Raw genomic sequence first — 21,051 nt, 5'->3', positions numbered from 1 at the left:
GAATACCTTAGGTGCCATCACGGGCAGCACCGGGTTAATCGTCGAGGCGCTCTTCCAGTTGGCGCACTTCTTGGGCGAGCTTGTCGAGGAATTGCATGCGGCGCATCAGGCGTTCGGCCTGTTCACGCGCGTCGGCAACATCCCAGCAGGCGGCGAAATCCTCGTTGAGCGTGTCCTGAGCAGCCTTCAGGCGCTTCTTGAACACGGCCACGCCATCGAGGTCGGCTTCGTCCTGGAGGTCTTCGAGCTCTTCACGCCACTGCATCTGTTGCAACAGGAAATCCGGATCATGGACCGTGACCTCCTGCGGCACTTCGTGGCCACCGATCGCCAACAGGTAGCGCGCACGGCGTGGCGCACTGCGCAGCGTCTGGTAGGCGTCGTTGAGGGCAGCGGATTTCTCCAGCGCGGAGCGTTGCTCGCGCTCGGAGGCGTCGGCAAACCGATCAGGATGGACTTCGCGGGCCAGCTCGCGGTAGCGAGTGGCCAGCATCTCCAGGTCCAGTCGAAAACTCGGCTGCAAGTCAAACAGTGCAAAGTGACAAGGAGTACCCACGGCCGGCCTCAGACGTTGAAGCTTTCGCCGCAGCCACACTCACCGCGCACGTTGGGGTTGTTGAACTTGAACCCTTCGTTCAACCCTTCCTTGACGAAGTCCAGCTCGGTGCCGTCAAGATAAACCAGGCTCTTGGGATCGATGATCACCTTGACGCCATGGTTCTCGAACACCTGGTCCTCGCCAGCCAGCTCGTCGACGAACTCCAGCACGTAGGCCAGGCCCGAGCAACCGGTGGTGCGTACGCCAAGGCGAATGCCTTCACCCTTGCCACGCCCTTCCAGGGAACGCCGCACATGGTTGGCGGCGGCTTCTGTCATGCTGATAGCCATGAGAACTCCTTACCTTGCAACGGGCGACGTTAGATCAAGCCTTTCTTCTGCTTGTAATCGCGAACAGCAGCCTTGATGGCATCTTCGGCGAGTACCGAGCAGTGGATCTTGACCGGCGGCAACGCCAGTTCTTCAGCCAGCTGCGTGTTCTTGATGGTCTCGGCTTCGTCCAGAGTCTTGCCCTTCATCCACTCGGTGGCCAGGGAGCTGGAAGCGATGGCCGAACCGCAGCCGTAGGTCTTGAACTTGGCGTCTTCGATCACGCCCTGCTCGTTGACCTTGATCTGCAGGCGCATCACGTCGCCACACGCCGGTGCGCCGACCATGCCGGTGCCGACATCCGGGTCCTCTGCATTCATCTTGCCGACGTTGCGCGGGTTTTCGTAGTGGTCGATGACCTTTTCACTGTATGCCATGGTGCAATTCCTTCCTCATCAGGGAGCCGCTCTTGCCGGCGACTGCTTAGTGGGCGGCCCACTCGATCTTGGAGATGTCGACGCCGTCTTTGTACATGTCCCAGAGTGGGGACAGTTCACGCAGCTTGTTCACGGCCTCGCAGACTTTCTGCGCGGCGTAGTCAACTTCTTCTTCGGTGGTGAAACGGCCGAAGGAGAAGCGGATGGAGCTGTGTGCCAGCTCGTCGTTACGGCCCAGTGCACGCAGCACGTAGGACGGCTCGAGCGAGGCGGAGGTGCACGCCGAGCCGGACGAGACGGCGATGTCCTTGAGCGACATCAGCAGCGATTCGCCCTCGACATAGTTGAAGCTCAGGTTCAGGTTGTGCGGCACGCGAGCAGTCAGGCTGCCGTTGACGTACAGCTCTTCGAGGCTGGAGACCTGCTTGAAGAAGCGGTCGCTCAAGGCCTTGATGCGTGCGTTTTCAGCCGCCATGTCCTGCTTGGCAATGGCGAATGCCTCGCCCATGCCGACAATCTGGTGAGTCGGCAGCGTACCCGAACGCATGCCGCGCTCATGACCGCCGCCGTGCATGGCTGCCTCAAGGCGTACCCGCGGCTTGCGGCTGACATAGAGCGCGCCGATCCCCTTGGGGCCGTAGACCTTGTGCGCGGAGAACGACATCAGGTCGACCTTGAGCTTCTGCAGGTCGATTTCGACCTTGCCGGCAGACTGAGCGGCATCGACATGGAACAGCACGCCGCGCGAACGGGTCAGTTCACCGATGGCGGCGATGTCGTTGATCGAGCCGACTTCGTTGTTCACGTGCATCAGCGACACCAGGATAGTGTCGTCACGCAGGACCGCCTCGACCATGGCCGGGGTGACGATGCCATCTTCGCCCGGCTCCAGGTAGGTGACCTCGAACCCCTCACGCTCGAGCTGGCGAGCGGTATCGAGTACCGCCTTGTGCTCGATCTTGGAGGTGATGATGTGCTTGCCCTTGGTCTGATAGAAGTGCGCAACACCCTTCAGGGCCAGGTTGTCGGACTCGGTGGCACCGCTGGTCCAGACGATTTCGCGCGGATCGGCATTGATCAGCTCAGCGACCTGACGGCGACCGTTCTCGACCGCTTCCTCGGCCTTCCAGCCAAACACATGGGAACGCGAAGCCGGGTTACCGAAGTTACCGTCGGCCGTCAGGCACTCGGCCATCTTCTGGGCTACGCGTGGATCGACCGGGGTGGTCGCGGAGTAATCGAGGTAGATCGGCAACTTCATTTTTCTCTCCTATCAGGCGGTGGCGTCGCTCGTCGTCCCGAAGGATCAATCGACGGCGGACGTCTCAATCTTGTCCAGCGGGGCAGACAGACCGGCGACGCGACGCAGGTCCTGGCGCTGGGCGACTTCCTGCACCTCGCGGCGCATGACGAGGTCGGCCAGACTGATGCCACTGAGGAACTCGTGGATCTGCTGACTGAGGTCGCACCACAGGTGGTGGGTCAGGCAGGTATCACCGGCATGGCAGTCCCCGAGCCCTTGGCAGCGGGTGGCATCGACCGATTCGTTGACCGCGTCGATGACCTGGGCGACCTGGATGGTTTCCATGCCGCGCGACAGCTGATAGCCGCCACCGGGGCCGCGAACACTGGAAACCAGGCTGCTGCGGCGCAGCTTGGCGAACAGCTGTTCCAGATAGGAAAGGGATATGCCCTGGCGCTCGGAGATGTCGGCCAAAGACACCGGCCCATGCTGCGCGTGCAACGCCAGGTCGAGCATGGCAGTCACGGCGTATCGGCCTTTGGTAGTCAGTCGCATGGCTATTGGGTACCACGGGAGTTACGGGATGTGTGCAAGTATGCGATTCCCGAGCATTTAAGTCAACTATTAGACCTAGTGCCTTAGTCGGGTTTGCATGAGGGGAGGCGGCCGCGATTGTAGCAGACACGGGGGCGATAACACACGCCCCTGTGCCAGACACCGCGCCTGGCGCGGCGGGATCAATGCGGCTGGATGTCGCGCTTGGCCAACTGCGCCTGTTCGGTGAAGTCATCTTCTGGCAGCGCAGGAAGCTCCTTGGCACAGTAATCGCTGCCCATTCGCGTGAGCGCCCCGCACATACCCTCCAGGCGCTCATCGACGGCCTGCAGATGATCGAGCATCTGGCCAATGGCGCGGGCGACCGGGTCAGGCATATCGCCACTGACCCCATAGGCATCGAAACCGATCTTCTCGGCCATGGCCTTGCGCCGTGCCTCGACATCGCCCTGCTCGTCCTTGACGATGATGCGCCCGGGGATGCCGACAGCCGTCGCACCGGCGGGCACGGCCTTGGTCACGACCGCGTTGGAACCGATCTTGGCCCCAGCACCCACGGTGAATGGCCCCAGCACCTTCGCCCCTGCCCCGACCACCACGCCATCTTCGAGCGTTGGATGGCGCTTGCCTTTATTCCAGCTGGTGCCGCCCAGCGTTACGCCTTGGTAGAGCGTGACGTCGTCACCAATCTCGGCGGTTTCGCCAATGACGATGCCCATGCCGTGGTCGATGAAGAACCGCCGACCGATGGTGGCGCCCGGGTGAATCTCGATACCGGTCAACCAGCGACCGAAGTTGGACACCAAGCGTGCCAGCCACTTGAAATCCCGCCGCCACAGGGCATTGCCCAACCGGTGCAGCCAGATGGCATGCATGCCGGGGTAGCAGGTCAGCACCTCGAAAGCGTTGCGCGCCGCCGGGTCACGGTGGAATACACTTTGAATATCTTCACGCAGACGTTCCAGCATCTGTCAGTCCTTCCGTTTATGCGGCTCACCCCGGACCACCTTCTGGGTCTCGGTAAGAATGCCGCGCAAAATGCTCATTTCCGTGCGCTCCACTGCCACCCGACCGTATAGCCGGCGAAGACGCGGCATCAGGTGCTTGGGCTTGTCGGGGTCAAGGAAGCCAATGCCAACCAGGGTTTTCTCCAGGTGGTCGTAGAACAGCTCCATCTCATCCATGGTCGCCAAGGCATCGGCGTCGGGCTTCTCGACCTGGGCCGGCGAGCGGTCGGTCGCAAGGCTGGCCAGGCGCACTTCATAGGCAAGCACCTGAACGGCGGCGGCCAGGTTCAGCGAACTGAATTCCGGGTTGGACGGAATATGCACATGGAAGTGACATCGCTGTAGCTCTTCGTTGGTCAGCCCGGCATGCTCGCGCCCGAACACCAGGGCGATCTGCTCGCCCCCGGCGGCGTGCTGCACTGCCTTGTCGCCGCACTCACGAGGGCCGATGAGCGGCCATGGGATGCTGCGCTCGCGTGCGCTGGTGCCCATCACCAGGTTGCAGCCGACCAGCGCCTGCTCCAGGCTGTCGACAACGACGGCGTCATTGAGCACATCGTCCGCGCCGGAGGCGCGAGCACTGGCCTCTTCGGCAGGAAACTGCCTGGGCTGCACCAGCACCAGACGCGACAAGCCCATGTTCTTCATGGCGCGCGCAGCGCCGCCGATATTGCCGGGGTGGCTGGTATTGACCAGCACGACACGAATATTCTGCAGCAAGGTCTCGTGCTCACAGTGGCGGAAATCAGGGCCTGGAATCTTACAGAACCGACAGGCGTAACGCCACGCACGCGAATGCGCACTTCTGCCGCCCTATTTTTCTGATAGAATGTTCGGCTTTCTTCTTTAACATCTCCAGGTGACCCGCCCATGCAGCCTATGCTGAATATCGCCCTGCGCGCCGCTCGCAGCGCCAGTGAACTGATCTTCCGCTCCATCGAACGCCTGGATAGCATCAAGGTCGATGAGAAAGAGGCCAAGGACTACGTTTCCGAAGTCGATCGTGCCGCCGAACAGAGCATCGTCAATGCTCTGCGCAAGGCCTACCCGAACCACTCCATCCTGGGCGAGGAAACCGGCCTGCACGCCGGCTCCGGCGAAGAAGGCAAGGACTACCTGTGGGTCATCGACCCGCTGGACGGCACCACCAACTTCCTGCGCGGCATCCCGCACTTCGCCGTCAGCATCGCCTGCAAGTACCGTGGCCGCCTCGAACACGCCGTGATCGTCGACCCGGTTCGCCAGGAAGAATTCACCGCCAGCCGTGGCCGTGGCGCCCAGCTCAATGGTCGCCGCCTGCGCGTCAGCTCGCGTACCAGCCTGGACGGCGCCCTGCTGGGCACCGGCTTCCCGTTCCGGGACAATCAGATGGCCGACCTGGACAACTACCTGGGCATGTTCCGTAGCCTGATCGGCCAGACCGCCGGCATCCGCCGCGCTGGCTCAGCGAGCCTGGACCTGGCCTATGTTGCCGCAGGCCGTTTCGATGCATTCTGGGAGTCGGGCCTTTCCGAATGGGACATGGCCGCAGGCGTGCTCCTGATTCAGGAAGCGGGCGGCCTGGTGAGCGACTTCAATGGCGGCCATGACTTCCTCGACAAAGGTCACATCGTCGCCGGCAACATCAAGTGCTTCAAGGCAGTACTGACTGCCATCCAACCGCACCTGCCAGAAAGCATGAAGCGTTGAACATTTGACGCAGGAAAACAAAAGCACCCCTCGGGGTGCTTTTTTCATGCCTGCAAGCCATGCATCAGTGGCGCCGGCACAGGGCCAACGCCGGCAGCAAGATCACTGACCCGCGTCGCTGAGAATCAACTTGCCGTTCTTGTCCACCGGAATGGTGGGCCCTGGCTCACGATTCATTTTCACCTGGCCGACCTGATCGCCGATGGTGTACTTGACGTTGTAGCCCACCACTTTTTCACTGACGTCATTGACCGTGTTGCAGCGGGTTTGGGTCGTGGTATAGGTGTCACGCTGCTGCATGCCCTCCTGCACCTTGTTGCCCGCATAACCACCACCCACCGCACCGGCCACGGTCGCGATTTTCTTGCCGGTGCCGCCGCCGATCTGGTTGCCCAACAGGCCACCGGCCAGCGCGCCGACCACGGTGCCGGCGATTTGATGCTGATCCTTGACTGGCGCTTGGCGAGTAACGGTCACGTCCTTGCACACTTCGCGCGGGATCTTGACCTGCTGCTTGATCGGCTGCACGTCGGTGACCTGAGCATACTCAGGCCCTTTGTTCACCAAGCTGTAGGTCGCCACAGCACCTCCGGCAGTGACACCGACAGCACCTAGCACCGCACCCACCAGCATTGATTTATTCACGTGAACCTCCTGATCGTACATACGGGACTTGGCCCGCTTTCTCCTTGCCTTGGAGCAAAAAAAAGGGCGCGAGTTCAACACTCGCGCCCTTTCGTCCGCCAAGCGGAGCGTCAGTGGGTCATGGACGGTCGTCCACACCCTCGGTCTTGGCCGGCGGAATCAGGTCTTCACTGTTCAGGTTGAGCCAGATCAGCACCACGTTGGCGATATAGATCGACGAGTAGGTACCGGCCATGACGCCGATGAACAGTGCCAGCGAGAAGCCAAACAGGTTGTCACCGCCGAAGAACAGCAAGGCAGCAATGGCCAGCAAAGTGGACACCGAAGTCGCCACGGTACGCAGCAACGTCTGGGTGGTGGAGACGTTGATGTTTTCGATCAGAGACGCCTTGCGCATGACCCGGAAGTTCTCGCGCACCCGGTCGAACACGACAATGGTGTCGTTGAGCGAGTAGCCGATAATGGCCAGCACCGCCGCCAGCACCGTCAGGTCGAAGGTGATCTGGAAGAACGACAGAATGCCCAGGGTCACGATCACGTCGTGGATCAGCGAGATGATGGCCCCCACAGCGAATTTCCACTGGAAGCGGAACGCCAGGTAGATAAGGATGCCACCCAGCGCCAGGAGCATGCCCATGCCGCCCTGGTCACGCAGCTCTTCACCCACCTGCGGGCCGACGAACTCGACACGCTTGACGGTGGCAGGGTTGTCACCGCCTGCCTTCTGCAGGGCCGCGGCTACCTTGTTGCCCAGCTGCGGGTCGTCACCCGGCATGCGCACGAGCAGGTCGGTGGTGGCACCGAAGCTCTGCACCACTGCTTCGTGAAAACCCGACTCGACCAGCTCGGCCCGCACCGCCTTGAGATCGGCCGGGCGCTCGTAGGTCAGCTCGATCAATGTGCCGCCGGTGAAGTCCAGGCCAAAGTTCAGGCCCTTTTGCCACCAGCTGAACAGGGCCAGCACGGTGAGCAGTACGGTGACGCCGAAGGCGACATTGCGTACGCCCATGAAATTGATGGTTTTCATCGCAGCTCCCTCAAACCCACAGCTTCTTGATGTCACGCCCGCCACAGGTCAGGTTGACCATTGCGCGGGTCACCATGACGGCGGTGAACATCGAGGTGAAAATCCCGAGGGACATGGTGACCGCAAAGCCCTTGACCGGGCCGGTACCCATGGCGAACAGGATACCGCCGACCAGCAGGCTGGTCAGGTTGGCGTCGATGATCGCGGTATAGGCGCGGTTGAAACCTTCATGGATGGCGCGCTGCACCGACATGCCGGCTTTGAGCTCTTCGCGGATACGCGAGAAGATCAGTACGTTGGCGTCCACCGCCATACCCATGGTCAGCACGATACCGGCAATACCCGGCAGGGTAAGGGTGGCGCCAAGCAACGACATCAGGGCCAGCAGCAGCACCATGTTACCCGCCAGGGCGATGGTGGCTATGACACCGAAGCCGCGGTAGATGGCAATGATGAACAACGAGACGAACAGCATACCCCACAGCGAGGCGTCGATGCCCTTGGTGATGTTGTCGGCACCCAGGCTTGGGCCGATGGTACGCTCTTCGGCAAAGTACATCGGTGCGGCCAGGCCACCAGCACGCAGCAGCAAAGCCAGCTCGGACGATTCGCCCTGGCCGTTCAGCCCCGTGATACGGAACTGGCTACCCAGCGGCGACTGGATGGTCGCCAGGCTGATGATCTTCTTCTCTTCCTGGAAGCTCTGGACCGCAACGTCCTTCTCGACACCGTCGACCGTCTGCTTCACGTAGCGCGTGACAGGCTTCTGCTCGATGAAGATCACCGCCATGCTGCGACCGACGTTGCTGCGGGTAGCGCGGCTCATCAGTTCGCCGCCATGCCCGTCCAAACGAATGTTCACCTGCGGGCGGCCATGCTCATCGAAGCTGGCCTGGGCGTCGGTCACCTGGTCACCGGTGATGATCAGGCCACGCTCGACGGGCGCCGAACGCCCCCCTTCACGGAACTCGAACACTTCGGTGGTGGCTTTGGACGCGCCCGGCTCGGCACCGAAACGGAACTCCAGGTTCGCCGTCTTGCCCAGGATACGCTTGGCTTCGGCAGTGTCCTGCACACCCGGCAGCTCGACCACGATGCGGTTGGCGCCCTGGCGCTGCACCAGTGGCTCGGCGACGCCCAGCTCGTTGACACGGTTGCGCACGGTGGTGAGGTTCTGCTTGATCGAGTATTCGCGAATCTCGGCCACTTTCGCCTGAGACAGCGCCAGACGCAGCACGGCGAGGTCGTTGCGCTCGGTGGTGGTCAGGTCGAAATCGTTGAAATTCTTGCGGATCAGGGCGCGTGCCTGTTCGCGTGTAGCATTGTCAGCAAAGCCGAGCATGATGCCGCCGTCCTGCTGCGGCAGGCTGCGGTAGCGGACCCGCTCCTTGCGCAGCAAGGTCTTGACCTCGCCTTCGTAGACTTTCATGCGGGCGCTCATGGCCTTGTCCATGTCCACTTCAAGCAGGAAGTGCACGCCACCGGACAGGTCCAGGCCCAGCTTCATGGGGCTGGCACCCAGGTTGCGCAACCACTGCGGGGTGGTTTGTGCCAGGTTCAGCGCCACGACATAGTCATCGCCCAGCGCCTTGCGCACCACATCCTTGGCGGGCAGCTGGTCTTCCTGATTGGTCAGACGAATCAGGCCACTGCCCTTCTCACCCAGGCTCACGCCTTTGACTGCGATGTTCGCCTCGACCAGCGCCTTGCTGACGCGATCGAGATCGGCCTGGTTGACCTGCAGCGCCGAGCTGGCACCGCTGATCTGCACGGCCGGGTCATCCGGGTAGAGGTTGGGAGCGGAATAAATGAAACCGATCGCCAGCACCAGCAGGATCAGTGCGTATTTCCACAGAGGGTATTTGTTCAGCATCACGCCGCCCGTTCAAGACGCGGGGCGCGTTGCGCGCCCCGACTGGAAAAATGAAACCGGTAACTCAGATAGCCTTGAGCGTACCTTTTGGCAGGGTCGCGGCAATGGCGCCCTTCTGGAACTTCAGCTCGACAGTGTCGGACACTTCCAGCACCACGAAATCATCGGCCACTTTGACGATCTTGCCGGCGATACCGCCGTTGGTGACAACTTCGTCACCTTTTTGCAAGTTGCCCAGCAGGTTCTTCTGCTCTTTGGCGCGCTTGGCCTGTGGACGCCAGATCATCAGGTAGAAGATGACCAGGAAACCAACCAGGAAAATCCACTCGAAACCAGTACCGGCGGGGCCGGCGGCAGGGGCTGCAGCGTCCGCGTATGCGGCGGGGATCAAGAAGCTCATGGGTGCACTCCTAATGCAAATATTTTAATAATGGATGCAGACAGTCAGTCCAAGGGCGGTACAACAAGCCCGCGCTTGGCGTAGAAGGCGTCGACGAAGGCGGCCAATTTACCTTGTTGAATAGCCTCGCGTAAACCGGCCATCAAGCGCTGGTAATGGCGCAAGTTATGGATGGTATTCAACATGCTGCTGAGCATTTCGCCGCACTTGTCCAGGTGATGCAGATAGGCGCGGGAGAAGTTGCTGCAGGTGTAGCAGTCACAGGTCGGATCCAGTGGCGATTCATCATGGCGATGGAACGCGTTGCGGATCTTGATCACCCCCGTGTCGACGAACAGGTGGCCGTTGCGCGCATTGCGCGTAGGCATCACGCAGTCGAACATGTCGACGCCGCGGCGCACACCCTCAACGAGATCCTCCGGTTTGCCTACCCCCATAAGGTAACGAGGTTTGTCAGCCGGCATTTGCCCTGGCAAGTAGTCCAGCACCTTGATCATCTCGTGCTTGGGCTCACCCACCGACAGGCCGCCAATGGCCAGGCCGTCGAAGCCGATGTTCTCGAGCCCCTCCAGCGAGCGCATGCGCAGGTCCTGGTACATGCCGCCCTGAACGATGCCGAACAGCGCGGCGGTGTTGTCGGCATGGGCGTTCTTCGAGCGCTGGGCCCAGCGCAGCGACAGCTCCATGGAGGTACGAGCGATGTCGTGCTCGGCAGGGTACGGGGTGCACTCGTCGAAGATCATCACCACGTCCGAGCCCAGGTCGCGTTGCACCTGCATGGATTCCTCCGGGCCCATGAACACCTTGGAGCCGTCCACGGGAGAGGCGAAGGTCACGCCTTCTTCCTTGATCTTGCGCATGGCGCCCAGGCTGAAGACCTGGAAGCCACCGGAATCGGTAAGAATCGGGCCTTTCCACTGCATGAAATCGTGCAGGCCGTTGTGCTTCTTGATTACCTCGGTGCCTGGGCGCAGCCACAGGTGGAAGGTATTGCCCAGGATCATCTCGGCGCCAATGGCCTCGATGTCACGGGGCAGCATGCCCTTGACCGTGCCATAGGTGCCCACCGGCATGAACGCCGGGGTTTCGACCGTGCCACGGGGGAAGGTGATGCGGCCACGACGGGCCTTGCCGTCGGTGGCCAGCAGTTCGAAGGACATTCGGCAGGTGCGACTCATGCTTGCTCCTCGGGGCCGCGAGGCGCCGGATTGCGGGTGATGAACATGGCATCACCGTAACTGAAGAAGCGGTACCCCTGCTCGACCGCCGCCGCGTAGGCAGCCATGGTCTCGGGGTAACCGGCGAAGGCCGAGACCAGCATCAGCAGCGTGGACTCGGGCAGGTGGAAGTTGGTGACCAGCGCATCGACCACGTGGAACGGGCGACCGGGGTAGATGAAGATATCGGTGTCACCGCTGAAGGGCTTGAGCTGGCCATCACGGGCGGCGCTTTCGAGCGACCGCACACTGGTGGTGCCCACGGCGATCACACGCCCGCCACGGGCGCGGCAGGCCTCGATGGCATCGACCACAGCCTGGCTCACTTCGAGCCATTCCTTATGCATGTGGTGGTCTTCGATCTTGTCGACCCGCACTGGCTGGAATGTGCCGGCCCCCACGTGGAGGGTAACGAACGCCTGCTCTACCCCCTTGGCGGCGATCTGCTCGAGCAGTGCTTCGTCGAAATGCAGGCCCGCCGTGGGGGCGGCGACAGCACCTGCCTTTTCGGCGTAGACCGTCTGGTAGCGCTCCCGGTCGGCGCCTTCGTCAGGGCGATCGATGTAGGGCGGCAGCGGCATGTGACCAACCCGGTCGAGCAGCGGCAACACCTCTTCGGTAAAACGCAGCTCGAACAAGGTGTCATGGCGCGCGACCATTTCAGCTTCACCACCGCCGTCCACCAGAATGACCGCGCCCACTTTGGGCGCCTTGCTCGCCCGCACGTGAGCCAGCACGCGATGGCTGTCGAGCACGCGCTCGACCAGCATTTCAAGCTTGCCCCCGGACGCCTTCTGGCCGAACAGCCGTGCCGGAATGACCCGGGTGTTGTTGAACACCATCAGGTCGCCAGGGCGCAGGTAGCCGAGCAGATCGGGGAATTGTCGGTGCTCGAGTGCACCGCTTGGCCCATCGAGCACCAGCAGGCGGCTGCCATGGCGCTCGGCCAATGGATGGCGGGCGATCAGGGAATCGGGAAGTTCGAAGGAGAAATCGGCAACGCGCATGATGATGTTCGGTTCGGCAGGGCTGGGAAGTTTAGCCCAAGGAATGAAAATTGACCATGAAAGACGATTGACCGACCGACGGCACCTCTCTATACTGCGCGCCACGCCCTGATGGCGGAATTGGTAGACGCGGCGGATTCAAAATCCGTTTTCGAAAGGAGTGGGAGTTCGAGTCTCCCTCGGGGCACCAAATCCGAAAAGCCGACCTTAAATGGTCGGCTTTTTTTTGCGCCGTGAAAACCGCTCAGTGCATCACATTTGCCTGGCGTCAGCCCATTGATTCGCTGGTGCCTGACCATGCAGCAATGCTATTGGCCAGTGGCCATACCCGCCGCCTACCCTCACTTCGTCGGATAAAAGCCGAACGCATTGCCTAACTGATGGCATTTAGCCATAGTGCGGCTCCCCTCAACCCCCTCCTCTTGTGTGATCAATGAAAACAACCGCGCCCTGTATGGCGGCAATGATGCTGCTGAGTGGGTGCAATGGAGTGCCAACGTCCTACGTTTCAGACCCGGTCTACAGTCAAGCTTTCGTGGTGACGTCCGGAGCGCCGCTGCCCATGCTGCTGATGGCAAGCGCCATCCAGTGGAATGCGGATTATGCAGTCACCGCCAAACACACCCCTTTCCTGCGCAACGTGGTCCATGAAGGCCTGGGCGATGTGGTGTTCTTCAAGCACAAGGCCAGTGAAATACCGCGTTGGCGTCAATATGTGCCTGGAGAAGCGGTGACGGCGGTGGGTTACAACAGCTTGATGATGCCCGTGCAGGGCAAGGGCCACGCGCTCTCGTCACTGGTCCGGCTCGATGGCACCCCTGGCAGCGTGTTCTATTCGGTGCACGACGGGCCGATCACCAAGGGGATGTCTGGCGGCCCGGTATTCGCCGATGACGGTAACGTGGTAGGCATCAACATCGCCATCATCCCCACCAGCGGCATTGATGCCGTCAGGCGACCGGATCTGGTGGGCAAGGACCGGGTCAGTGTGTTCATGTCCTTCAGCGAGATCGACAAGGAGTGGCGGCGCTACCAGTACATGCTGGCGCGCAAGTCCAAGCCTCAGGCCCCAACGTCGGTCAAAGGCTTTGTGGCTGTGGCTGCAAAACCCTGATCAGGCGGGTTCAGAGGCCTGGGGCGCCAGGACGATGCAATTTCGCCCGGCGCGCTTGGCGGCATACAACGCCATATCGGCGGCATGCAGCCAGGCTTGGGCATCGGTAATACCTGCATGGTAAGGGGCGATACCGATGCTCAGGCTCAAGTTAAGGTGCGGCAGCGCTGGGTCGCGGAACGCCTCCACGGCCAGGCGCAGCCGCTCAAGCACTTCCCTTGCCTGCCCTGGCGTCGTGTCAGGCAGCATCACGCAGAATTCGTCCCCGCCATAGCGCGCCGCAGGGTCATGCTTGCGCAAGTGCAAGGAAAGCGTGGCACTGATCACCCGCAGGATATTGTCACCCACCTGATGGCCATGACGGTCATTGATCTGCTTGAAGTGGTCGACGTCGATCAGGGCAAGGCAACTGCTCCCTGTGCTAGCTCGGCAACGTGCAAATTCGCGCAGCAGCAGTTCCTGCCACGCCCCGTGATTGCGCAAGCCCGTGAGGCTGTCGGTCTGGCTCAGGCGGGCCAGTGCACGTTTATGCTGGCCCAACTGGACGGTCACCTGATAGCAGATCATGCCGATGGCCATGGGGTAGATCAGCAGGATCGGCAGGCACGCCAGCATCTGCGCCTGCGTGGTGGCCGGAAAAAGCGGCGGCGCGAACAGCCATAGGCCCAGGGCGATGCCGACACCCTGGGCAAGTACCGTTTTCATGAATAGGGGCCAGCCACCGGCCGCAATCTTGTCCATGGCGATCATCGACAGGATGATCACGCTGGGCAGTGGGTTGAGCCCCATGACACCCGCCCAGCAACCCCCGGCGAAGCCATCGACCACCAAGTTGCGCTGCTCGGCCTTGTAGGGCTGGGCGGATACCCGAGCAATCTGAAACGCCAGGTGCGGCCAGACAAAACCGTGTGCCAGTAACAGCGCCCACACCCATCCCCCTGGCTGCAATGGCGCGATTCCGATCATCACACAAAAGAAGCCTAGGCCAGTTCCGATGGCGCGTGGGGCATACATGCGTTTGGCGAAGGAAAGGCCCGTGCCGGTGCGCTCGATCATGGTGGGATACCGAGAAGATAAGGCTGAAGGTGCACGGTACAACTGCGAAGCATGTGCATGCTGAGGCAAGGCATTGTGCCACCATCCAAATCAGGCCGGCAAACGCGTCTGGATGAAATGCACTCCCCATTCGGATGTCACGCCAGCACCTGTCAGCCCCACATGCGTTGCAACAACCTCCTGCAGAACCTTCGGCGCGAGCCGACGTCCCATCCAAGGTCCTGAACCCTTTAAGGTGCGCCATTTGAAAGACGTCATCATCCGCAAATACCGCTTGGTCGTGAAAACCTTCGGCTACATCGGTTGGTCACTGTTCTGGCTGCTGATCTGGGACGTACTGGTCACTATTGATTTCATGCTCTTTCTCAACAGCAAGTTCACTCTGCCCCTGATACCGCTTTCGCTGATGGGTTCGGCGCTGGTTGTGCTGGTAAGCTTTCGTAACAGCAGCGCCTACAACCGCTGGTGGGAGGCACGTACTTTGTGGGGTGCCCTGGTCAACAGTTCCCGCAGCTTTGCCCGCCAGACGCTGACCCTGATCGATGACCCCGACGAGGGGCTCAATCCGGTCAAGGCGACCCTGCTGCGTCGGCACATCGCCTACATCAACTGCCTGGCAGCGCACCTGAAAGGGGAGAAATGCCCGCAGGAGCTGGTGGCGTTTATCCCTGAGGCAGAATTCGAGCGGCACCACGGCTCCAACAATTTTGCCAATGACATCTTGAGTGGTTCGGCCGCGTTACTGGCCAGGGAATATCAGGAGGGCCGGCTGGACAGCATCCGCTTGGCTCGCCTTGAGTCCACGCTGGTGGACTTGTCCAATGCACAAGGGGGCATGGAGCGAATCGCCAATACGCCACTGCCCTACCCTTATGTTTATTTCCCCCGGTTGTTCATCACGCTGTTCTGCTTGATCGTACCGGTCGGCCTGGTGGAGTCGCTGGAGTGGTTCACGCCCCTGGCCTCCACGGTTGTAGGCTTCATGCTGCTGGCGATCGAGCGCATCGGTACCGACTTGCAGAGCCCATTCCGCTTCAGCGAACACCAGATCCAGATGGATACCATCTGCGAGACGATCGAGCGCAACCTGGAATCGATGCAGCGCGGGGCGCAATCGGCCGAGGCCGTGAGCGCTTGAGAACAGGCAGCGGCCGCAGGGCCGCTGGCCTGATCAGGCCCTTACGAAACGCTGGCGCAGTACATCACTGAGCGCATCGACCAGGAACACCAGCACCAGCATCCCGATGATCACCGTACTGGCCTGGGCTTCCTGAAACAGACTCAAGGTGGTGTAGAGCATCTGCCCCAAGCCTCCAGCACCCACAAAGCCCAGCACACTGGCCATGCGTATATTGTTTTCCCAACGGTACAAGCTGTAGGCCAGCAACTGCGGCCACAGGTTAGGCAAGGTGCCGTACCAGAAGGCTGCTACCTGCCCCGCCCCTTGCAGGCGAATGGCTGCGGCAGGCTCAGGCGAGGCGTTTTCCAGCGCCTCGGCAAACAGACGCCCCAGTACGCCGGCGGTGTGCAGCGCCAACGCCAGGGTGCCAGCGTTTGGCCCAAGTCCAGCTGCCAGCACGGTCAGCGCGGCCCACACCAGCTCCGGAATGGCGCGCAGCGCATTGAGCAGCAACCGGGCCAGCCCCTGCAACGGCCAGCCAAACCGGCCCGCCGCCGGCAGCGCCAGCAACAGGCCCATGACGACGGCCAGCAACGTGCCGATACCGGACATGGCCAGGGTTTCCAATGCGCCATGCGCCACCGCACGCAGATGCTCGCTGGACAGGTCCGGGGTCAGGAACCGTCCGGCATACTCACCCATTTGGGCCAGCCCACCATTGCCGATCAACGCCCCGAAATCCAACCCCAAATAGGCGAACGAACCGACGATGGCTGCCAGCAGCGCGGCCAACAGGGCCAAGTTGATCAGCCGATTCATGCCAGCCTCCCGCGCAATAGGCGGCTGAGCCCATCGGCAAGCATCACCAGGGCCAGGAACGTCAACAACATGCTGGCTACCTCGGCGCCAGCGAACATGCGCATGGACAGGTCGATCTGCTGACCCAGCCCGCCGGCCCCCACGAACCCCATCACCACCGATGCCCGTACTGCACATTCCCACCGGTATACTGTGTAGGACACCGCTTCGCTGACGGCATTGGGCAAGATGCCGTAGAAAAAGGCGGCCAGCCGTCCACTGCCCGCCTGCAACAAGGCGTGGGCGGGCCGCTGGTCCACCGATTCGAAGATTTCCGCATACACCTTGCCCAGCATGCCGCTGTAGGTAATGGCGATTGCCAGCACCCCGGCCGTGGGCCCGAGGCCTACAGCGCGCACGAACAACAGTGCCCAGACGATCTCAGGCACGCTGCGCAGGAAGATCAGCACGCCCCGTACGGGCAGCCGCACCAGGCGCGACCAGGCACCCGGGCGCCCGCCACGCGAGGCAGCGTTCAGGGACAAGGCGCGGCTGGCCAGCAACCCTGCCGGCACGGCCAGCAGCCAGGCTAGCGCCATACCGGCGGTGGCCACAGCCAAGGTCTGCAGGGTGGCCTCAAGTAATAGCTCGAGAAAGTCGCGCTCATGTGCAGGTGGCCAGAATGCCCCCGTGAAACTCGCCATCTGCTCGCGGTTTTCGGCCTGTAAAAGCACGGCCGGGTTCAACTCGCTCAACTGGATACCCGGCCACAGGACCGCGATGGCCAGCAACCCGATCAGTATTCTTGGCGCCATTGCCGGATCACGTTGACTGGCGTTCAGCATCTGGGCAACTGCACGTGGGGGCTCGCATTAAGGCCGTGCTTGGCCACCAGCTGCTCGTTGGCGTACAGCGCTTGCAGCAGCTCATCGGTCACAGCCTCGGCTGGGCAATCAAACAGCACCTGCCCTTCGCGTATGCCGATCACCCGGGGAAAGTGGGCCAGAGCCAATTCGACCGCATGCAGGCTGGCTACCAGCGCCACGCCAGTGGCCTGGGCATGCCGGTTGAGCAGCGCCAGGCTGTGATCGGCCAATACCGGGTCCATCGCCGACACCGGCTCGTCGGCGAGCATGATACGAGGCTGCTGATACAGCACCCGCGCAATACCCACCCGCTGAAGCTGGCCGCCTGACAGTTGACCGCACTGCACGAACAGCTTGTCTGCTAGCCCCAGTTCGGCCAAGACCTGGCGCGCACCAGGCACATCGCAGGGATACAACAGGTTGAGCAGGCTGCGACCAAGCCCCCACTGGCCCAGACGGCCCGCCAGCACGGCAGTGACCACCCGCTGGCGCGGCGGCAGTGGCGGCGCCTGGTGAACCAGACCTACCTGGGCCCGCAGGCGCTGCCGGGCCCCTGCCGACAACGCCCATGGTTGCTGCCCGAGCACCTCCAGACGGCCGCTGCTCGGCCTGGTCGCCGTGGCCATCAGGTGCAGCAAGCTGGACTTGCCCGCCCCCGACGGGCCGATGATGGCGACGCGCTCAGCCTGCGCGATGCGCAAGGTCACGCCCTCCAGGGCGCGCACCGCGCCATGCCGCAAGCTTGCGCCTTGCAGCGCGATGACTGCTTCAGAAGGCACGGCAGACGTCACTTGAGCAAGCCAGCCTCGCGGGCGGCTTGCTCGGTGCCCGCGTAGTTTTCCGGCTTGGTTTCGATGAAGCGGCTGGCTGCCTGCAGGTCGAGAATGGCTTTCTGCTCTGGATCGGCGGGGTCAAGGTTCAGGAAGGCCTGTTTGATCTTCTCCTTGAGGGCCGGGTCCATGTTGCCACGCACCGTCCAGTTGTAGTCGAAATAGGTCGGGGTCGTGGCGAACACGCGCACCTTGGCGGTATCGACCTTGCCGGCGTCCACCAGTTTCTGCCAAACGCTGGCGTTGAGCACACCGGCATCGACCTTGCCAGCCTGTACCCAGGCCACGGTGGCGTCGTGGGCACCGGAATAGGCTACGCGGCTGAAGTACCCTTCAGGTTTGATGTTGTCCTGCTTGAGCATGAAATAGCGTGGCATCAAGCTACCGGACGTGGAAGAAATGGACCCGAAGGCGAAGGACTTGCCCTTGAGGTCCGCCAGGCTTTTTACTGCAGGGTTGGCAGTGATGAACTTGGAGGTGAATTGGGCGTCCTGCTCGCGTTGCACCAGCGGCGTGGCAGTCGGATCCTTCAGGTGCACCTGCACGAACGTGAACCCGCCCAGCCACGCCAGGTCCAGCCGGTCGGAGGCCAGCGACTCGACCACGGCCGGGTAGTCAGCCACCGGCACGAACTTCACCTGCATGCCCAACTGCTTGGACAAGTATTCGCCCAAGGGTTTGAACTTGCGTTGCAGTTCGGTGGGCGCTTCGTCGGGAATGGCGCTGACACGCAGTGTCTCTGCGGCCTGGACGGCCAGGGCACAGCAGGACAGCACGAGGCTGGCGGCGAGCGCCAAGGGACGTTTGAGCATGGGTTTCTCCGGTTCAATAGCGGGGAATGGGGTGAGTTCGAGGCTGCGCGCAATAACAGGCAGTGCAGGTGGGCTGCCTTGCCGACGTGCAGTTTGCAGCTCGATGCGAGTCATTGACCCGACGATTATAAGAGCCGCAGTCCCAATGACCAGCTTTGCTACAATCGCGCGATAAATTGACCTGCCGAGGTACACATGAGCGATCCGATTCGCCTGACCCAGTACAGCCACGGTGCCGGCTGTGGCTGCAAGATATCCCCCAAGGTGCTGGACGTCATCCTGGCCGAAAGCGGTGCCCAGGCCCTGGATCCGAAGCTCTGGGTCGGCAATGCGTCGCGCGACGATGCCGCCGTGTATGCCCTGGACGAGGAGCGCGGTGTGGTGTCGACCACCGACTTCTTCATGCCCATCGTCGATGACCCCTACGATTTCGGCCGCATCGCGGCAACCAACGCCATCAGCGATATCTACGCCATGGGCGGTGATCCCCTGATGGCCATTGCCATCCTGGGCTGGCCCGTCAACGTCCTGGCACCAGAGGTTGCCCGTGAGGTGATCCGCGGTGGCCGGGCGGTATGCGCCGAAGCCGGTATCCCGCTTGCCGGTGGTCATTCCATCGATGCACCCGAGCCGATTTTCGGCCTGGCGGTGACTGGCGTTGTCAGCAAGCGTCATCTCAAGCGTAACGACACCGCCACGGCGGGCTGCCGCCTGTATCTGACCAAGCCCCTGGGCATCGGCATCCTCACCACCGCCGAGAAGAAAGCCGTGCTGCGCGAGCAGGATCGAGACGTGGCGCGCGACTGGATGTGTACCCTGAACACACCAGGCAGCCGCTTTGGCAAGCTCGACGGGGTCAAGGCCATGACGGACGTCACCGGGTTCGGCCTGCTAGGCCATCTGGTTGAGCTTGCAGAAGGCAGCGGCCTGACCGCACACCTGGACTACGCCAAGGTGCCCCGCCTGCCGAGTGTCGAGCACTACCTCGCCGCCGGCTGCATTCCAGGGGGGACGCTGCGCAACTTCGAGAGCTACGGGCACAAGCTAGGCGCGCTCAGTGACGATCAGAAGCACTTGCTGTGCGACCCGCAGACCAGCGGCGGGCTGCTGGTGGCCGTAACCCCGGAAGGTGAGGACGCATTTCTCGCGGCAGCTGCTGACCTGGGCTTGCAGCTGTCGCCTATCGGCTACCTGGCGGAGCGACAGCGCCACGCAGTCGAGGTCGTCTGATGCGGCCCGACTGCACTGATTTCCGCCAGTTGTTCCTCGACGACGTGCCGATGATGGACATGCGTGCGCCCGTCGAGTTTGCCAAGGGCGCCTTTCCCGGCGTGGTCAATCTGCCCCTGATGAACGATGTGGAACGGCAGAAGGTTGGCACCTGTTACAAGCAGCAGGGGCAGGCTGCCGCCATCGCCCTGGGTCATCAACTGGTGGGCGGCGCCACCAAGCAGGCTCGTCTGGAGGCGTGGGTGGCATTCACTCAGGCTCATCCGGACGGCTATCTGTATTGCTTTCGTGGCGGCCTGCGCTCGCAGATCGTCCAAGGGTGGTTGCGCGATGAAGCCGGTATTCGCTACCCGCGTATCACCGGGGGCTACAAAGCGATGCGCAACTACCTGCTCGAGACCACGGAGCAGGCCGTAAGCGAGTGCGATTTCGTGTTGGTTGGCGGCTTGACCGGTACTGGCAAGACCGATGTGCTGCAACAGCTGGGCAACGTACTGGACCTTGAAGGCCATGCCAATCATCGCGGGTCGAGCTTTGGCAAACGCGCCACCGGGCAACCGGCTCAGATCGACTTCGAGAACCAGCTGGCCATCGATGTGCTTAAAAAGCGCGCGCAAGGCATTGGCCAGTTCGTGCTAGAGGATGAAGGCCGCATCGTTGGCAGCTGCACGGTGCCTTTGTCTTTGTATCAGGGCATGCAGCACTACCCGCTGGTGTGGCTGGAGGACAGTTTCGATGGCCGGGTCGAGCGCATCCTGCGTGACTATGTCATCGACCTCAGTGCCGAATTCATCGCCCTGCATGGCGAGCAAGCCGGGCAGCAATTGTTCGCGCAGCGCATGTTGCAGAGCATGGCCAACATCCGCAAGCGCCTGGGCGGTGAGCGCCATCAGCGGCTCACGGCGCTGCTTGAGCAGGCCTTGGGAGAGCAATTGCGTAGTGGCTGCGTGGACCTGCACCGAGGCTGGATCGAGGGGTTGCTCAACGAGTACTACGACCCGATGTATGCCTATCAGCGTGAGGCGAAGGCCGAGCGGATCGAGTTTGTTGGGGATGCTGTGCATGTGCGGGAGTATCTGGAGCAACGCGCGCGGCGAGGGATAGGATTGAGTCAAGCAGCCCGATTAGGTTAGCAACTCTCAGCTCTCGACCCTACTCATCTCTTGATCTTGATCTTGCTCTTGCTCTTGATCTTGCTCTTGCTCTTGCTCTTGCTCTTGCTCTTGATCTTGATCTTGCTCTTGATCTTGATCTTGAT

Annotated in this window: 23 protein-coding genes and 1 tRNA gene; 6 read left to right on the top strand and 18 right to left on the bottom strand. The window is 61.9% G+C overall.

Translation table 11 applies throughout. The annotated features are described in order from the left end of the window. Nucleotides 1–34: 34 nt before the first annotated feature. The 7 genes from hscB to trmJ all read right to left on the bottom strand — a co-directional run bounded on the left by hscB (nt 35) and on the right by trmJ (nt 4,829). A complete protein-coding gene (hscB, locus tag ACF8R3_RS03820; RefSeq protein WP_027913687.1) occupies nt 35–556 on the bottom strand; it encodes a co-chaperone HscB in 522 nt (173 codons plus the stop codon). Between the two features lie 8 nt (nt 557–564). Further along, nucleotides 565–888, bottom strand: coding sequence for an iron-sulfur cluster assembly protein IscA (gene iscA, locus ACF8R3_RS03815; protein ID WP_023533425.1), 324 nt, complete (start codon nt 886–888; stop codon nt 565–567). A gap of 29 nt (nt 889–917) precedes the next feature. Then, nucleotides 918–1,304: a Fe-S cluster assembly scaffold IscU gene (iscU, locus tag ACF8R3_RS03810; RefSeq protein WP_003248539.1), complete on the bottom strand. Its 387-nt coding sequence runs from the start codon at nt 1,302–1,304 to the stop codon at nt 918–920. A gap of 46 nt (nt 1,305–1,350) precedes the next feature. Further along, a complete protein-coding gene (locus tag ACF8R3_RS03805) occupies nt 1,351–2,565 on the bottom strand; it encodes an IscS subfamily cysteine desulfurase (protein ID WP_058637453.1) in 1,215 nt (404 codons plus the stop codon). Nucleotides 2,566–2,610: 45 nt separating this feature from the next. Next, nucleotides 2,611–3,102, bottom strand: a complete 492-nt coding sequence (iscR, locus tag ACF8R3_RS03800) for a Fe-S cluster assembly transcriptional regulator IscR (protein ID WP_023533322.1) — start codon at nt 3,100–3,102, stop codon at nt 2,611–2,613. A gap of 182 nt (nt 3,103–3,284) precedes the next feature. Next, on the bottom strand, nt 3,285–4,070 hold the full coding sequence (gene cysE, locus ACF8R3_RS03795; protein ID WP_023533458.1) for a serine O-acetyltransferase: 786 nt from the start codon (nt 4,068–4,070) through the stop codon (nt 3,285–3,287). A 3-nt stretch (nt 4,071–4,073) separates the two neighbouring features. Further along, on the bottom strand, nt 4,074–4,829 hold the full coding sequence (trmJ, locus tag ACF8R3_RS03790; protein ID WP_145255812.1) for a tRNA (cytosine(32)/uridine(32)-2'-O)-methyltransferase TrmJ: 756 nt from the start codon (nt 4,827–4,829) through the stop codon (nt 4,074–4,076). Nucleotides 4,830–4,979: 150 nt separating this feature from the next. On the opposite strand from trmJ, the gene suhB reads away from it, so the two are divergent. Beyond that, nucleotides 4,980–5,798: an inositol-phosphate phosphatase gene (gene suhB / locus ACF8R3_RS03785; protein ID WP_058604358.1), complete on the top strand. Its 819-nt coding sequence runs from the start codon at nt 4,980–4,982 to the stop codon at nt 5,796–5,798. A gap of 102 nt (nt 5,799–5,900) precedes the next feature. On the opposite strand, the gene ACF8R3_RS03780 is transcribed toward suhB, so the two are convergent. From ACF8R3_RS03780 to queA, 6 genes are all read right to left on the bottom strand, one after another. Continuing rightward, entirely contained in the window at nt 5,901–6,443 is a 543-nt protein-coding gene (locus ACF8R3_RS03780) for a glycine zipper 2TM domain-containing protein (RefSeq protein WP_392474865.1), read from the bottom strand. A 118-nt stretch (nt 6,444–6,561) separates the two neighbouring features. Continuing rightward, a complete protein-coding gene (gene secF, locus ACF8R3_RS03775; protein WP_058637451.1) occupies nt 6,562–7,470 on the bottom strand; it encodes a protein translocase subunit SecF in 909 nt (302 codons plus the stop codon). A 10-nt stretch (nt 7,471–7,480) separates the two neighbouring features. Continuing rightward, nucleotides 7,481–9,343 carry a protein translocase subunit SecD gene (gene secD / locus ACF8R3_RS03770; RefSeq protein WP_392474864.1) on the bottom strand — a complete coding sequence of 621 codons (1,863 nt, stop codon included), beginning with the start codon at nt 9,341–9,343 and terminating at the stop codon, nt 7,481–7,483. Between the two features lie 64 nt (nt 9,344–9,407). Continuing rightward, a complete protein-coding gene (gene yajC, locus ACF8R3_RS03765) occupies nt 9,408–9,743 on the bottom strand; it encodes a preprotein translocase subunit YajC (RefSeq protein ID WP_023533309.1) in 336 nt (111 codons plus the stop codon). A gap of 44 nt (nt 9,744–9,787) precedes the next feature. After that, entirely contained in the window at nt 9,788–10,903 is a 1,116-nt protein-coding gene (gene tgt, locus ACF8R3_RS03760) for a tRNA guanosine(34) transglycosylase Tgt (RefSeq protein ID WP_178091268.1), read from the bottom strand. A gap of 14 nt (nt 10,904–10,917) precedes the next feature. Then, a complete protein-coding gene (gene queA / locus ACF8R3_RS03755) occupies nt 10,918–11,967 on the bottom strand; it encodes a tRNA preQ1(34) S-adenosylmethionine ribosyltransferase-isomerase QueA (protein ID WP_078479081.1) in 1,050 nt (349 codons plus the stop codon). Nucleotides 11,968–12,072: 105 nt separating this feature from the next. Between queA and ACF8R3_RS03750 the strand changes: the two genes are divergently transcribed. Together ACF8R3_RS03750 and ACF8R3_RS03745 are read left to right on the top strand one after the other, a co-directional pair. After that, nucleotides 12,073–12,157: transfer RNA gene (locus tag ACF8R3_RS03750), tRNA-Leu, on the top strand. 276 nt (nt 12,158–12,433) lie between these two features. After that, nucleotides 12,434–13,081 carry a trypsin-like peptidase domain-containing protein gene (locus ACF8R3_RS03745; protein WP_058604354.1) on the top strand — a complete coding sequence of 216 codons (648 nt, stop codon included), beginning with the start codon at nt 12,434–12,436 and terminating at the stop codon, nt 13,079–13,081. On the opposite strand, the gene ACF8R3_RS03740 is transcribed toward ACF8R3_RS03745, so the two are convergent. Next, on the bottom strand, nt 13,082–14,137 hold the full coding sequence (locus ACF8R3_RS03740) for a diguanylate cyclase (RefSeq protein ID WP_145255818.1): 1,056 nt from the start codon (nt 14,135–14,137) through the stop codon (nt 13,082–13,084). Nucleotides 14,138–14,381: 244 nt separating this feature from the next. Between ACF8R3_RS03740 and ACF8R3_RS03735 the strand changes: the two genes are divergently transcribed. Continuing rightward, a complete protein-coding gene (locus ACF8R3_RS03735) occupies nt 14,382–15,275 on the top strand; it encodes a bestrophin family protein (protein ID WP_392515005.1) in 894 nt (297 codons plus the stop codon). Nucleotides 15,276–15,308: 33 nt separating this feature from the next. On the opposite strand, the gene phnE is transcribed toward ACF8R3_RS03735, so the two are convergent. Genes phnE through ACF8R3_RS03715 form a run of 4 tightly spaced genes read right to left on the bottom strand, consistent with a single transcriptional unit; the run spans nt 15,309 to nt 18,563 of the window. Then, on the bottom strand, nt 15,309–16,076 hold the full coding sequence (phnE, locus tag ACF8R3_RS03730; RefSeq protein ID WP_392515003.1) for a phosphonate ABC transporter, permease protein PhnE: 768 nt from the start codon (nt 16,074–16,076) through the stop codon (nt 15,309–15,311). Continuing rightward, on the bottom strand, nt 16,073–16,900 hold the full coding sequence (locus ACF8R3_RS03725) for an ABC transporter permease (RefSeq protein ID WP_078479082.1): 828 nt from the start codon (nt 16,898–16,900) through the stop codon (nt 16,073–16,075). Before ACF8R3_RS03725 ends, phnE begins: the two co-directional genes overlap by 4 nt. Beyond that, the gene (locus ACF8R3_RS03720) at nt 16,894–17,700 is read right to left on the bottom strand and encodes a phosphonate ABC transporter ATP-binding protein (protein WP_078479450.1); all 807 of its coding nucleotides are present in this window, start codon (nt 17,698–17,700) and stop codon (nt 16,894–16,896) included. Before ACF8R3_RS03720 ends, ACF8R3_RS03725 begins: the two co-directional genes overlap by 7 nt. 8 nt (nt 17,701–17,708) lie before the next feature. Then, entirely contained in the window at nt 17,709–18,563 is an 855-nt protein-coding gene (locus ACF8R3_RS03715) for a putative selenate ABC transporter substrate-binding protein (RefSeq protein WP_058604349.1), read from the bottom strand. A 195-nt stretch (nt 18,564–18,758) separates the two neighbouring features. Here ACF8R3_RS03715 and selD point away from each other — a divergent pair, with 195 nt between their 5' ends. Next, complete coding sequence (gene selD, locus ACF8R3_RS03710; protein WP_392515001.1) at nt 18,759–19,793, top strand: selenide, water dikinase SelD; 1,035 nt, start codon at nt 18,759–18,761, stop codon at nt 19,791–19,793. Then, nucleotides 19,793–20,926, top strand: coding sequence for a tRNA 2-selenouridine(34) synthase MnmH (gene mnmH, locus ACF8R3_RS03705; RefSeq protein WP_392515000.1), 1,134 nt, complete (start codon nt 19,793–19,795; stop codon nt 20,924–20,926). The genes selD and mnmH overlap by 1 nt, the downstream gene beginning before the upstream one ends. The last annotated feature ends 125 nt before the right edge of the window (nt 20,927–21,051 follow it).

This window comes from Pseudomonas sp. FYR_7, from assembly GCF_043106155.1.
GTDB lineage: Bacteria > Pseudomonadota > Gammaproteobacteria > Pseudomonadales > Pseudomonadaceae > Aquipseudomonas > Aquipseudomonas parafulva_B.
The sequence above is the reverse complement of the archived record's forward strand: the minus strand, read 5'-3'. Positions and strand labels throughout refer to the sequence as shown.